Annotated in this window: 14 protein-coding genes; 9 read left to right on the forward strand and 5 right to left on the reverse strand. The window is 60.6% G+C overall.

Annotation, left to right across the window (positions count from 1 at the left end; all coding sequences use genetic code 11):
* Positions 1 to 53: 53 nt before the first annotated feature.
* Positions 54 to 1,043, reverse strand: a complete 990-nt coding sequence (locus AB4O45_RS14225; protein WP_150638089.1) for a GGDEF domain-containing protein — start codon at positions 1,041 to 1,043, stop codon at positions 54 to 56.
* A gap of 194 nt (positions 1,044 to 1,237) precedes the next feature.
* Complete coding sequence (gene desA / locus AB4O45_RS14230; RefSeq protein ID WP_016772248.1) at positions 1,238 to 2,422, reverse strand: delta-9 fatty acid desaturase DesA; 1,185 nt, start codon at positions 2,420 to 2,422, stop codon at positions 1,238 to 1,240.
* A gap of 147 nt (positions 2,423 to 2,569) precedes the next feature.
* Between desA and dibA the strand changes: the two genes are divergently transcribed.
* From dibA to AB4O45_RS14260, 6 genes are all read left to right on the forward strand, one after another.
* Positions 2,570 to 4,489 (forward strand): phosphodiesterase DibA, encoded by a 1,920-nt coding sequence (gene dibA, locus AB4O45_RS14235; RefSeq protein ID WP_252879211.1) that lies wholly within the window; start codon positions 2,570 to 2,572, stop codon positions 4,487 to 4,489.
* Between the two features lie 298 nt (positions 4,490 to 4,787).
* Positions 4,788 to 4,970, forward strand: a complete 183-nt coding sequence (gene oscA / locus AB4O45_RS14240) for a sulfur starvation response protein OscA (protein ID WP_007917682.1) — start codon at positions 4,788 to 4,790, stop codon at positions 4,968 to 4,970.
* Between the two features lie 139 nt (positions 4,971 to 5,109).
* Positions 5,110 to 6,123 carry a sulfate ABC transporter substrate-binding protein gene (locus AB4O45_RS14245; protein ID WP_150637858.1) on the forward strand — a complete coding sequence of 338 codons (1,014 nt, stop codon included), beginning with the start codon at positions 5,110 to 5,112 and terminating at the stop codon, positions 6,121 to 6,123.
* 126 nt (positions 6,124 to 6,249) lie between these two features.
* Positions 6,250 to 7,068, forward strand: a complete 819-nt coding sequence (gene cysT / locus AB4O45_RS14250; protein WP_016772245.1) for a sulfate ABC transporter permease subunit CysT — start codon at positions 6,250 to 6,252, stop codon at positions 7,066 to 7,068.
* A 12-nt stretch (positions 7,069 to 7,080) separates the two neighbouring features.
* Positions 7,081 to 7,953 (forward strand): sulfate ABC transporter permease subunit CysW, encoded by an 873-nt coding sequence (gene cysW, locus AB4O45_RS14255; RefSeq protein ID WP_041477435.1) that lies wholly within the window; start codon positions 7,081 to 7,083, stop codon positions 7,951 to 7,953.
* A gap of 3 nt (positions 7,954 to 7,956) precedes the next feature.
* Positions 7,957 to 8,946, forward strand: coding sequence for a sulfate/molybdate ABC transporter ATP-binding protein (locus tag AB4O45_RS14260; RefSeq protein ID WP_056786991.1), 990 nt, complete (start codon positions 7,957 to 7,959; stop codon positions 8,944 to 8,946).
* Between the two features lie 82 nt (positions 8,947 to 9,028).
* On the opposite strand, the gene AB4O45_RS14265 is transcribed toward AB4O45_RS14260, so the two are convergent.
* A complete protein-coding gene (locus AB4O45_RS14265; protein ID WP_095181132.1) occupies positions 9,029 to 9,553 on the reverse strand; it encodes an Mpo1 family 2-hydroxy fatty acid dioxygenase in 525 nt (174 codons plus the stop codon).
* An 84-nt stretch (positions 9,554 to 9,637) separates the two neighbouring features.
* Here AB4O45_RS14265 and AB4O45_RS14270 point away from each other — a divergent pair, with 84 nt between their 5' ends.
* Entirely contained in the window at positions 9,638 to 10,315 is a 678-nt protein-coding gene (locus AB4O45_RS14270; protein ID WP_457264712.1) for a Crp/Fnr family transcriptional regulator, read from the forward strand.
* A gap of 159 nt (positions 10,316 to 10,474) precedes the next feature.
* Here the strand turns inward: AB4O45_RS14270 and uraH are convergent, their stop codons facing one another.
* Together uraH and AB4O45_RS14280 are read right to left on the reverse strand one after the other, a co-directional pair.
* Complete coding sequence (gene uraH, locus AB4O45_RS14275; protein ID WP_042610175.1) at positions 10,475 to 10,885, reverse strand: hydroxyisourate hydrolase; 411 nt, start codon at positions 10,883 to 10,885, stop codon at positions 10,475 to 10,477.
* Positions 10,886 to 10,896: 11 nt separating this feature from the next.
* Positions 10,897 to 11,382 (reverse strand): GlcG/HbpS family heme-binding protein, encoded by a 486-nt coding sequence (locus AB4O45_RS14280; protein WP_431078272.1) that lies wholly within the window; start codon positions 11,380 to 11,382, stop codon positions 10,897 to 10,899.
* 136 nt (positions 11,383 to 11,518) lie between these two features.
* Here AB4O45_RS14280 and AB4O45_RS14285 point away from each other — a divergent pair, with 136 nt between their 5' ends.
* Positions 11,519 to 12,199, forward strand: coding sequence for a heavy metal response regulator transcription factor (locus AB4O45_RS14285; protein ID WP_041477440.1), 681 nt, complete (start codon positions 11,519 to 11,521; stop codon positions 12,197 to 12,199).
* Positions 12,189 to 13,577 carry a heavy metal sensor histidine kinase gene (locus AB4O45_RS14290; protein ID WP_252885124.1) on the forward strand — a complete coding sequence of 463 codons (1,389 nt, stop codon included), beginning with the start codon at positions 12,189 to 12,191 and terminating at the stop codon, positions 13,575 to 13,577. The genes AB4O45_RS14285 and AB4O45_RS14290 overlap by 11 nt, the downstream gene beginning before the upstream one ends.
* Positions 13,578 to 13,645 lie beyond the last annotated feature (68 nt).

Raw genomic sequence — 13,645 nt, forward strand, 5'->3', positions numbered from 1 at the left:
TCATCGCGGGCAAGCCCGCTCCCACAGGAATTGCGGCAGCCACAAAATACGGATCAGGCCGCAATAATCCGGTTCTTGCCCTGCCGTTTCGCCTCGTACATCGCCGCATCCGCGCGGGCGAACAGGCTGTCCAGGCTCTTGTCTTCGTCGGTGAGGTTGGTAAGGCCCTGGCTCACGGTGATGCTGAATGCTTGCCCGTCGTGGTTGAAGCGCAGTCGCTGGATCTCCTGCTGCAGTCGCTCTGCCACTTGCACGGCCATGTCCGGCGCACAGCCGGGAAACACCGCAGCGAACTCCTCACCACCAATCCGCCCGAACAGATCGCCACGGCGCAATGAGCCGCGCCCGCATTCGGCGATCCGTTGCAGCACGTTGTCGCCCTCGGGGTGGCCGTAGCTGTCGTTGATCACTTTGAAATCGTCGATGTCCAGCAACAGGAAGGCCAGCGGTGTGCCTTGGCGGCGGGCCTCAGCGAACTCGCGGTGGGCACATTCGAAGAAGTGGCGGCGGTTGCTGCTTTGCGTCAGCACATCGGTGGTGGCCAAGCGCTGCAGCTCGGTTTCCATGTTTTTCTTGTCAGTGATGTCTTCGGCGATGCCGACGATGATTACCGGCTGTCCAGGCTCGTCCTGGCGATTGATAAAACATTTGTCGCTGAGCCAGCGCACCTGGCCATCGGCGGCAATGATGCGGTACTCGCGATCTTCCACCGCACCTCGGTGCAGGACTTCGGCGAGGCTCTGCTCGGCGTACTCCAGATCATCGGGATAAATGCTGTCGCGCCACTGGTTGTAATCCGCCAACAACAGCGCGGCGGAACGGCCGAAGATCCGTTCATAGGCCGGACTGACGTACAACACCTGTCGGGTTTCCCAGTTGAAAGCCCAGAGCACGGCGTTGACGCTGACCAGCAGCGAACTGATCAATTGTTCGCGCTCGCTCAGGCGCGCGACTTCGCCCTGCGCATGCATCAACGCCATCAGCGTTTGCGCGGCCTCGGGCCATTGAGTGAAGGACGTGTCTTTCTGGTTGTTGTTGACCATCGGCACAAATCTCAAAGGGCGCGCCGCAATGTCGACAACGGCCACAGGACAGCCCGCCGGGATGGCGAAGTGTCATTGAGATAGGTGATTTTCGGCGAAGTTCCCGGCCATTACCGAGTCCCGCCGGGCGGTGGGGGTTGGAGCTGACGAGTGCAATGAGGCTGCGATCTTTGAGATCGCAGCCTCATTGCAGGTCAGGCAGTCGCAGGACGCAGCGAGTAGGTTTTCAGCTGATCAGCAAAATCCCGCAACGACTGGATGCCACTGGCCTCGGCCTCGTGAATCCATTCCTTGATGGCGGCCAGCATGTCGTGGCCATTGGAACTGGTCTTGACCCAGATCTGCTGCAAAGCCAGGCGCTTCTCGTAGATCACTTTCAACGCATGGCTGTGTTCGAGCATGGTCTGGATGCGCAGGTGATGACGGTCTTCCAGCAGGCTGGTTTCCCGCGACAGCAGGCGTTTGGCCCGGTGGAACTGGTGGCGCACCGAATGATCGACCTTGGCCAGCTCTTGCTTGACCAGCGGGCCGATCACCAATTTGCGGTACTGGGCCATAATCTGGAAGCGGTTGTTGAGGATCGCCATGGCGGTGTCCATGTCCAGGCTGCCCTTGCCTTCGACGCGGTGGGCAATCGGTGCGACCCGCTGCACCTTGGCCAAGCGCAGGAAGCAGAAGACCTTGATCCACGCCCAGCCGAGGTCGAATTCCCACTTCTTCACCGACAGCTTGGCCGAGTTGGGGTAGGTGTGATGGTTGTTGTGCAGCTCTTCGCCGCCGATCAGGATGCCCCACGGCACCAGATTGGTCGCTGCGTCACGGCATTCGAAATTGCGATAGCCGACGGCATGGCCCAGACCGTTGATCACCCCAGCGGCCCACACTGGGATCCACATCATCTGGATTGCCCAGATGGTGATACCGATGGTGCCGAACAGCAGCAGGTCGATCACGCCCATGATCGCCACGCCCAGCAGCGGATAGCGACTGTAGACGTTGCGTTCGATCCAGTCTTCCGGGCAGTTCTTGCCGTAGATGCGCAGGGTTTCCGGGTTCTGCGCTTCGCTGCGGTACAGCTCGGCGCCGGTGCGCAGTACGGTGGACAGACCCTTGATGACCGGGCTGTGCGGGTCATCCTCGGTCTCGCATTTGGCGTGGTGTTTGCGGTGGATGGCAGTCCACTCGCGGGTGTTCTGCGCCGTGGTCAGCCACAGCCAGAAACGGAAAAAGTGCTTCAGACCCGCATTCAGCTCGAGCGAGCGGTGGGCCGAGTAACGGTGCAGATAGACCGTGACGGCGACAATCGTCACATGGGTCATCAGCAGGGTGACCGCGACCAGTGACCAGGCCGACAAGCCAAGAAAACCTTCGTACCACATAGGCTATAGGGCCCTCGATAAAGATAAAAACAGCCGTTGCATTATCACTAAGCACACAGATAAAACCAGTCGCCCTTTCAGATAAGAAGTCGCTGAATGTTTCTTGACCTATAATTCCAACCTTTTTGTAGGGACATGGACGACCGAATGTCTGCGACTTACCGCGATGCCTTGCGTGCAGCGCTGCTCTACCTCGTACTGGCCGCCCTGTGGCTGCAAGTTTCTGATCATTTATTAAGCAGATTCTTCGATGACTCCCGTGAGCTGACCCATTGGCAACTGATCAACGGTTATCTGCTGGCGACGATCAGCGCCGCGCTGATTTTCCTCGCACGGGCGCGGCTGTGCGGGTTTCTCGGCATCGGCGCGCATTTGCGCGAGCGCCACACCGACCGTGAGCGTCTGCGTCAGGCGGCCGCCGTGTTCGACTGCACTCGCGAAGGGGTGCTGGTTACCGACCACCGGGGCCTGATCGTCCACGTCAATCGCGCCTTTATCGAGATCACCGGTTATCGGCGCGACGAGGTCATCGGCCAGCAGCCCAGTCTGTTCAAGTCCGGCCATCATCCGCCGGGCTTCTATCAGGCGATGTTCGCTACCCTCGAGGCTGAAGGTGAGTGGAGCGGCGAGATCTGGAACCGGCGCAAGACTGGCGAGATTTATCCACAGTGGCAAACCATCCGGGTGATTCACGATGATTCCGGCCGGCTCAGCCATTACGTGGCGGTGTTCTCCGACATCAGTGCGATCAAGGATTCCGAGTCCGAGCTCAAACACCTGGCGCATCACGATCCGTTGACCGATCTGCCCAATCGCCTGCTGTTCAGCGACCGCGCCGAACAGGCGTTGGCTTCCGCGCAGACGCACAAGCGTGGCTGCGCGCTGCTGATGCTCGATCTGGATCATTTCAAGATGATCAACGACAGCCTCGGGCATAACGTCGGCGATCGGTTGCTAAAAGCGGTGGCGACGCGTTTGCAGGAACTGTTCGGCCACGGCATTACCTTGGCGCGGCTCGGCGGTGACGAGTTCGCGGTGCTCGCGGAAAGTTGTCCACAGCCGGCCCAGGCTGCCGCGCTGGCGCAACGGACTCTGGACGCCTTGAAGGAGCCGGTGCTGGTAGATGGCAATCAATTGTTCATCAACGCGAGCATCGGCATCAGCCTGTTTCCCAGCGATGCCCTCAGCGCCGAGCAGTTGTTACGCAACGCCGACAGCGCGCTGTTCAAGGCCAAAAGCAGCGGGCGCAATGGCTACGCGCTGTATACCGAAGAGCTGACCGCCCATGCCCAGCAACGGGTCGAAATCGCCTTCGAGCTGCGCCGCGCACTGGAGCAGGAGGAACTGCGCGTCTACTACCAACCGGTGCATGACTTGCAAAGCAGCCGTCTGGTTGGCGTCGAGGCACTGGTGCGCTGGCAGCATCCGCAACGCGGTCTGGTGTCACCGGCAGAATTCATTCCGATTGCCGAGCGCACCGGGCTGATCGCCGAGATCGATGCCTGGGTGATGCAGCAGGCTTGCCGACAGATGTGCCAATGGCAGCAGAGCGGCGTGGTGCTGGCGTTCGTCGCGGTGAATGTCTCCTCGCGGCTGTTTGCCCGGCGCGAGTTGTATCAGCAGGTGGCGCAGGTGCTGCACGACACCGGGCTGGATCCGGTCTATCTGGAACTGGAAGTCACCGAAAGCGCGGTGATGGACGATCCCGAAGTGGCGCTGGAACAGATGCATCGCTTGCGCGAGCTGGGTGTGCGTCTGGCTATTGATGATTTCGGCACGGGTTATTCCTCGCTGTTGCGGCTCAAGCGCCTGCCGGTGCAGAAACTCAAGATCGATCAGGGCTTCGTCGCCGGGTTGCCGTGGGATGAAGATGACGTGGCGATTGTCCGGGTGATCATCGCGTTGGCCCGCAGCATGGGCATGCAGGTCCATGCCGAAGGGATCGAACAGGTTGAGCAGGCGGCATTTCTGTTGGCGCAGGAATGCGATCTGGGGCAGGGCTACTGGTTTGGGCGGCCGGTGTCTGCGGATCGGCTTGATTGGGCGAAAACGCCAATGATTGGCTGAATAAGCCTATATGGCTAACACCGATCCTGTGGCGAGAGGATTTATCCCCGTTGGGTCGCGAAGCGACCCAAAAAAACGGGACTGCTACGCAGTCCAACGGGGATAAATCCCCTCGCCACAAGTTCTCTTGACGATTTCAAATCAGCGCAAACCCCTTGCCCTCTCTCATATTGTTTTCTGGTTATATAAACATTCTTAAATAGTCTTTTTAAGAATATCCATGCCTCTCTTATATTGCTCCCACGCCGAACGCAGTGCCGCCCACTGCCAGGCAAATCCCCTTCAAAGGAGCAGCACCATGAGCGCATCCCTTCGCAGCGTTGACGGTCAGGACGAAAGCACCATCTTGCGTGAAATCCAGAGCGCCCTGCGCGATCTGCGGTTCGGCGCGGTGGAGATCACTGTGCACAACGCGCAAGTCGTACAGATCGAACGCAAAGAGAAATTTCGTTTGCAGCAACCCGGTAAACAACCGGGCTGAAATCAAAAGATCGCAGCCTGCGGCGGCTCCTACAGGGGGCTGTGTGCAGGAGCTGGCGAAGGCGGCGATCTTTCAACGGGACCCGATTCCAGCAATACATAAGAAAAAGCCATCACCAAGAATTCCAGGAGCTTTCACCATGTCGTCGATTCGCCGTTACGCTCTGGCCGCGCTGGTCAGTGCCGTGTTTGCCGGTTCCGCCGTTGCCAAGGATTACGAGCTGCTCAACGTGTCGTATGACCCGACGCGGGAGCTGTATCAGGAATACAACGCCGAATTCATCAAGTTCTGGCAGAAGGACCATGCCGGCGACACGGTGAAAATCCAGCAGTCCCACGGTGGCTCGGGCAAGCAGGGCCGTGCGGTGATCGATGGCCTGCGTGCTGACGTGGTGACCCTGGCCCTGGCCGGTGACATCGATGAAATCGCCAAGCTCGGCAAGAGCCTGCCGGCCGACTGGCAGCAGCGTCTGCCGCAAGCGAGCACGCCGTACACCTCGACCATCGTGTTCCTGGTGCGCAAGGGCAACCCGAAAGGCATCAAGGACTGGGGCGATCTGGTCAAGAACGATGTCTCGGTGATCACACCAAACCCGAAAACCTCGGGCGGTGCGCGCTGGAACTTCCTCGCCGCGTGGGCCTATGGCCTGAAAGCCAACGGTGGTGACGAAGCCAAGGCCAAGGAATACGTACAGACCCTGTTCAAGCACGTGCCGATCCTCGACACCGGCGCCCGTGGTTCGACCATTACCTTCGTCAACAACGGTCAGGGCGATGTGTTGCTGGCTTGGGAAAACGAAGCGTTCCTGGCGCTGAAAGAAGACGGCGGCGCAGACAAGTTCGATATCGTCGTGCCGTCGCTGTCGATCCTCGCCGAACCGCCAGTGGCGGTGGTCGACAAGAATGCCGAGAAGAAGGGCAACGCGCAGATCGCCGAAGCCTACCTCAAGCATCTGTACAGCCCGGCCGGTCAGGAAATCGCCGCGAAAAACTTCTATCGTCCACGTGACAAGGACGTAGCGGCCAAGTACGCCCAGCAGTTCCCGAAACTGGAACTGGTGACCATCGACAAGGACTTCGGCGGGTGGAAATCCGCGCAGCCGAAATTCTTCAACGACGGCGGCGTGTTCGACCAGATTTATCAGGCGCAGTAATCTCGCCTTCAACCGGCCTGATGTCTGGGCACATGACATGTGGGACTGAGCTTTTGTGGTGAGGGGATAAGCCCCCTCACCACAGGGCTCACTCCCACATTGATGCGTTTTCAACCAGGGACTTTTATGTCGCGTCGTATCTCCCCCGTCATACCCGGCTTCGGGCTGACGCTGGGTTACACCTTGGTGTACCTCAGCCTGATTGTGCTTATCCCGCTGGCGGCGATGTTCGTCCACGCCGCCCAACTGACCTGGGATCAGTTCTGGACGATCATCTCCGCACCACGGGTGCTGGCGGCGTTGAAGCTGAGCTTCGGTACCGCGCTGTGTGCGGCGATCATCAACGGTATCATCGGCACGCTGCTGGCCTGGGTGCTGGTGCGCTACACCTTCCCCGGGCGCAAGGTGATCGATGCGATGATCGATCTGCCGTTCGCCCTGCCGACCGCTGTGGCCGGTATCGCGCTGACCGCGCTGTACGCGCCGGCCGGGCTGGTCGGGCAATTTGCCGCTGACCTCGGTTTCAAGATCGCCTACACCCCACTGGGCATCACCCTCGCACTGACCTTCGTCACGCTGCCGTTCGTGGTGCGCACGGTGCAGCCGGTGCTGGCCGATATTCCCCGTGAAGTCGAAGAAGCGGCGGCGTGCCTGGGTGCGAAGCCATGGCAGGTATTTCGCCACATTCTGGTTCCGGCACTGCTGCCCGCCTGGCTGACCGGTTTTGCGCTGGCGTTCGCGCGTGGCGTCGGCGAGTACGGTTCGGTGATTTTCATTGCCGGCAACATGCCGATGAAAACCGAGATCCTGCCGCTGCTGATCATGGTCAAACTCGACCAATACGATTACACCGGCGCTACCGCCATTGGCGTATTGATGCTGGTGGTTTCCTTCATCCTGTTGCTGCTGATCAACTTGCTGCAGCGGCGCATCGAAACCCCATAAGGAGGCGCGAACATGTCCCAATCGTCCATTGCGGCCGCCTCTTCGGCCAACGCAGCGCGCCGTGGCAGCGCCACTTCGCGCAGAGTCCTGATCGGTCTTGGCTGGCTGATCTTTTTCCTGTTTCTGCTGCTGCCGTTGTTCATCGTCGTATCGCAAGGTCTGAAAAACGGTCTCGGCGCGTTCTTCACCGCGATTTTTGAACCGGACGCGCTTTCGGCATTGAAACTCACCGTGTTCGCGGTGCTGATTTCGGTGCCGCTGAACCTGGTGTTCGGTGTCAGTGCGGCATGGTGCGTGAGCAAATACTCGTTTCGTGGCAAGAGCATGCTGGTGACGCTGATCGACCTGCCGTTCTCGGTGTCGCCGGTGATCGCCGGTCTGGTCTACGTGCTGATGTTCGGTGCGCAGGGCCTGTTCGGGCCGTGGCTGCAGGATCACGACATCCAGATCGTCTTCGCCCTGCCGGGCATTGTGCTGGCGACGATTTTCGTCACCGTGCCGTTCGTGGCCCGGGAGCTGATCCCGCTGATGCAGGAACAAGGCACCCAAGAGGAGGAAGCCGCGCGCCTGCTCGGTGCCAATGGCTGGCAGATGTTCTGGCACGTCACCGTGCCGAACATCAAGTGGGGCCTGATTTATGGCGTGGTGCTGTGTACCGCGCGGGCCATGGGCGAGTTCGGTGCGGTGTCGGTGGTTTCCGGGCACATTCGCGGGGTGACCAACACCTTGCCGCTGCACGTCGAGATCCTCTACAACGAATACAACCACGTGGCCGCGTTCGCCGTGGCGAGCCTGTTGCTGATCCTGGCGCTCTTCATCCTGCTGCTCAAGCAGTGGAGCGAAAACCGTATCAACCGCCTGCGCGCCAGCGCCGCGGAGGAATAATTCATGTCGATCGAAGTGCGTAACGTCAGCAAGAATTTCAACGCGTTCAAGGCGCTGGACAACATCAGCCTGGATATCCACAGCGGTGAGCTGGTCGCGCTGCTTGGTCCGTCGGGCTGCGGCAAAACCACCTTGCTGCGGATTATTGCCGGTCTGGAAACCCCGGATCAGGGCAACATCGTTTTTCACGGCGAGGACGTTTCCGGCCACGATGTGCGTGATCGTAACGTCGGTTTCGTCTTCCAGCATTACGCCTTGTTCCGCCACATGACAGTGTTCGACAACGTCGCGTTCGGCCTGCGGATGAAACCGAAAAACCAGCGCCCGAGCGAAAGCCAGATCGCCACCAAGGTTCACGAACTGCTGAACATGGTGCAACTGGACTGGTTGTCGGATCGCTACCCGGAGCAGTTGTCCGGTGGCCAGCGTCAGCGCATCGCGTTGGCCCGTGCCCTGGCGGTGGAACCTAAAGTGCTGCTGCTCGACGAACCGTTCGGCGCCCTCGACGCCAAGGTGCGCAAGGAACTGCGGCGCTGGCTGGCGCGGTTGCACGAAGACATCAACCTGACTTCGGTGTTCGTGACCCACGACCAGGAAGAAGCGATGGAAGTCGCCGACCGCATCGTGGTGATGAACAAGGGTGTGATCGAGCAGATCGGCTCACCGGGCGACGTCTACGAAAACCCGGCCAGCGATTTCGTCTATCACTTCCTCGGCGACTCGAACCGCTTGCTGCTGAGCGACGACAACCACGTGCTGTTCCGCCCGCACGAAGTGTCGTTGTCCAAGCATGAGCTGGAAGATCACCATGCCGCTGAAGTGCGCGATATCCGGCCGTTGGGCGCGACCACGCGGGTGACGTTGAAGGTTGAGGGGCAGACGGATTTGATCGAGGCCGAAGTGGTGAAAGACCACGACAGCCTGATCGGGTTGGCCAAGGGTGAAACCCTGTTCTTCAAGCCGAAGGTCTGGCAGAAAGTCGCCAATATTTAAAGGCAAAAGCTTCGCGAGCAGGCTCGCTCCCACAGGGAAAACTCATTCCAAATGTGGGAGCGAGCCTGCTCGCGAATACGATCTAGACAGCAGCGCGATTCGGATTGACCCGCACCATCCCCGCCCGCAACTCGATCTCTTGTTTCAATTCCTGCCGTATCCCCAGCAGAAACGCCAACTCAGCCACAACGAACAACGGCCCGACAATCAGCCCGCTGATGTCATCGACAAACGCCGGTTTGCGCCCTTCATAGTGATGCCCGACAAACTGGATCACCCAGCCGATCACAAACATCGCCAGGCCGCTGCTCAGCCAGACCATGGTGCTCTGCTGCGCCAGTGCATGCCCGGCCCACACCGACAGCCCCATCAGTACTGTCATCAACACGCCAAGCTTCAATTCCAGGCGCAGGTAAAACCACGCCGAGGCCAGCGCTAACAAAACCGCCGGAGATATCCACAACCCGCCCAGCGCCCACTGCGGCCGTGACAGCAGGACAGCCACCGCCACCACGATCAGCGGAATGCCGATAAAGTGGCTGGCGATGTTGCGCGGGTCGCGGTGGTAGGCGGCGTATTGACTGAGGTGGTCGACGAGGCTTTTCATTGTTGTTCCTCCAGTGGGGTTGAATGCATCATCCCTCGGGATCCGCGTTCGCTCTGTCGGGCAGGCGACACTCCAGGAGTGGTTATGCAAATTCGTGCACGGTTGCTCAGCGGCCAGTGGTTCAGTCATTTGCCTGCATCTTTTCAGGATAGCCTGCTGGCGCTGGCTCGGGAGCGGCGGCTGACGGCGGGACAACGACTGTTCCAGCGTGGCGATGCGCCGTGCGGTCTGTATGCAGTGCTCGATGGCGCAGTGCGCATTGGCGCGGTGAGCGAGCAGGGCAAGGAGGCCTTGCTGAGTCTGATAGAGGCGCCGCACTGGTTCGGCGAAATCTGCCTGTTCGATGGCCAGCCTCGCACTCACGATGCCTATGCAGTCGGGTCGTGCACCTTGCTGAATGTTCCGCAAGCGGCGTTGCTCAAATTGCTCGACGAACAGCCGCAGTACTGGCGGCATCTGGCGCTGCTGATGAGCCACAAATTGCGCCTGGCCTTCATCAATCTCGAACAGCTGAGCCTGCTGCCAGCCCCGGCGCGTCTCGCCCATCGGCTGCTGATGATTGCCGAAGGCTACGGCGAACTCGACGCACCACGCCGGACGCTGCAACTGCCGCAGGAGCAGTTGGCGGCGATGCTGTCGCTGTCGCGGCAGACCACCAATCAGATCCTCAAGGATCTGCAGGGGCAGGGGATTATCGGGCTCGCATACGGCGAAATCGAAATTCTCGATGCGGTGAGATTGCGTGCCTTGGCCACGATCTGAAAACTGAAACCGATCCAATGTCGGAACTGGCACCTGTGGCGAGGGGATTTATCCCCGCTGGGGCGCGAAGCGGCCCTGAAAAAGGCACTGCTGCGCACTCCAGCGGGGATAAATCCCCTCACCACAAAGGCTCACTCCTACGAAGGATCCGCGTTTGGATTACGAACCGCGATAGGTCGAGAAACCGTACGGGCTCAGCAGCAGCGGGATGTGGTAGTGCTGATCGGTCTGCTTGACCTGAAAGATCACCGGAATTTCCGGGAAGAACGTCTCATGCTTGATCTTCTGGTAATACTCGCCGGTCTTGAACACCACGCGGTATTCACCGGCTTCGAATGGCTGTTTGGCCGGGAACAGTTCGGCGATCCGCCCTTGTTCGTTGGTGGTGCCTTGGGCCAGTGGCTGCCAGTTTTCGCCGACGTGTTTTTCCAGGGTAACGTTGATGCCCGGTGACGGCAGGCCATTTTCCAGGTTGAGCACGTGCACGCTCAGCGGATTGCCGGCGGCCAGCGCCAGGCTGGAAACAGCACTCAGGCCGAGGGCGGCGAGAGTCATGCGCAGGGTGGTCATGGTGGATCTCCTTAGTGGGAACGGGTGATGGTCAGGCCGGCTTTGTCGGCGGCGGCGCGGGCGCAGTTTTCGTCTTGCTCACCGCCGCCGGAACCGGCCACGCCCATGGCGCCGACCAGTTCGCTGCCGGCGAACAACGGAATGCCGCCGCCGAGCAAGAGCAATTTATCGAGGGTGTTGAGGTTGGCGGTTTCCGGGTTGCTGCGGGCGCGCTCGGCGAACAGCCGCGTCGGCGTCTTGGTCGACAGCGCGGTGTAAGCCTTGCGTTGGCTGGCGGCGGTGTTGTGCGGGCCAACGCCGTCACCACGCAGAGTCACCAGCAGGTTGCCGCCACGGTCGAGCACCGACACCGTGCCGGTGCAACTGCTCATCGCCTTGTCCGCCAGCCAGCGTGCGGTTTTCAGGTCGAGATCGGCGTGGCGCGGCAGTTCTGGCGTGGCACTTGCTGCGCCGCTGAGGCCGAGGATCAGGCTGGCGACAAGGTATTTGACGGTCATGGGCAGGCTCCGAATGGGGATGTCTGCACCTTAACCGGCGCACTTCGTCAGAACTCCGTCAGGCGGATTACAAGTTTGTAATGGGCAACGGCGCCGAACACGCCTAGCCTGTGTACCTGATCAATTGAGGTGTGCCATGCGTTTGCTGGTCGTAGAAGATGAAGCCAAAACCGCCAATTTCCTCGCCAAGGGCCTGGGCGAGTCGGGTTTCGCCGTGGACGTGGCGCTCAATGGCCTCGACGGCCGCTATTTTATCGAGCAGCAGGAATACGACCTGATCATCCTCGACGTGATGCTGCCTGGCCTCAACGGCTGGCAATTGCTCCAGCTGATCCGCCAGCGCGGCGCCACACCGGTGCTGTTTCTCACCGCCAAGGACGCTATCGAAGACCGCGTGCGTGGTCTTGAGCTGGGCGCCGACGATTACCTGCTCAAACCCTTCGCCTTCGCCGAGTTGCTCGCGCGCGTGCGCACGCTGCTGCGACGCGGGCCGATGCGCGAAGCCGAGTCGTACAGCATCGCCGACCTGGAAATCGACGTGCTGCGCCGCCGGGTCAGTCGCGGCGGCCAGCGCATTGCCCTGACCAACAAGGAATTCGCCCTCTTGCAGCTGCTCGCCAGCCGCCAGGGCGAAGTGCTTTCGCGCACGCTGATCGCATCGCAGGTGTGGAACCTGAATTTCGACAGCGACACCAACATGGTCGAAGTCGCCGTGCGTCGTTTGCGCGCCAAGGTTGACGACCCGTACATGCCGAAACTTATCCACACCGTGCGCGGCGTCGGTTATCAACTGGAAGCGCCGGACGATGTGGAGTAAGTCGATTGCCTGGCGATTGGCGCTGGCCTTCGCCATGGTCTGCGCGCTGGCGCTGAGCGCAATCGGCGTGTTCCTCTACCGCTCGCTGGCCTCGGAATTGGCCTTTCGTGACGACATGGCCTTGCTCGGTCGCCTCGAGCAAGTACGTGCCTTGCTCGCCGACAGCGACAGCCTCGACGCCTTGCAGGCGCGGCCACGGTTGTATCAGAACATGCTCGGTAATCTCGACAGTCTGCTGCTGGTGCGCCGGGCCGACGGCTCCAGCGTGATCGCGATCAACCCGCGTCAGCGTGAACTGCCCGCGCTCAATGCATTACCGCGAGAGCAAATGCCGCAGCGCCGTGACGTGCTCACCTGGCAGGCCAGCGACGGCGCCGAATTGGCCTTGCTGTCCGGCCAGGCCCAAGGCCCCAACGGTGAAACCCTCACGGTGATCGCCGGCAAAGTGCTCAGCGAGCGTGAGCAGATGCTCGGCAGTTATCGCCTGCGTCTGTACCTGTCCGTCGGCCTCGGCGCGGTGCTCGCGTTTGCTCTGGGCCTGTTATTGCTGCGGCGTGGCTTGCAGCCCTTGCATCAGTTGAGTGAAGCGGTGCGCAGCATCGATCTGCGCAGCCTCGATCGACGCCTGCCTACCGAGGGCACGCCGAGCGAACTGCGCGAGCCGGTGCACGCGCTCAACACCATGCTGGCGCGGCTGGACGACAGCGTGCAGCGCCTGTCGCAATTCTCCGCCGACCTCGCGCACGAAATCCGCACCCCTCTGCACACCTTGCTCGCCAGCAACGGCCAGGCCCTGAACCATCCGCGCAGCACGGCCGAATATCAGGAAGTGCTGGCCTCGAACATGGAAGAGTTCGAACGGCTCAAGCGCATGGCCGAGAACCTGATGTTCCTCGCCCGCGCCGAACAGGCCGAACGTGCGCTCAATCTGCACACACTGGACTTGCGCAACGTCGGCGACGAACTCTGCGATTACTTCGAAGCCTTGGCCGATGACCGCGACCTCCAACTGCAAAACCGCATGCACGGCGAATTGCTCGCCGACCAGCAACTGCTGCAACGCGCCCTCGGCAATCTGCTGGCCAATGCCGTACGCCACGCCGACCCCGGCACCCTGATCAGCCTGCAACGCCGCGATGAACCGGGTATGTGCTGGCTGCAAGTGCACAACCACGGCCCGGTCATCGCGCCTGAGCATCTGGGCAAACTGTTCGACCGTTTCTACCGCGTCGATCCTTCACGTGCGGAACCGGGAGATTCGGGTGGGCTGGGTTTGGCGATCGTGCAGTCGATCATGCAGTTGCATGGCGGGCAGGTGCGGGTGAGGAGTGATGTGGGGGGGACGGTGTTTGAGTTGGGGTTTGCGGGGCGGTGTTAAGACGTTAGCGATGGCTGACCATCTACGCTAAGCTCAATTAATTGCATTGCTTATGATGCAGTTAATTT

It is taken from the genome of Pseudomonas sp. S2_B10, assembly GCF_054668425.1.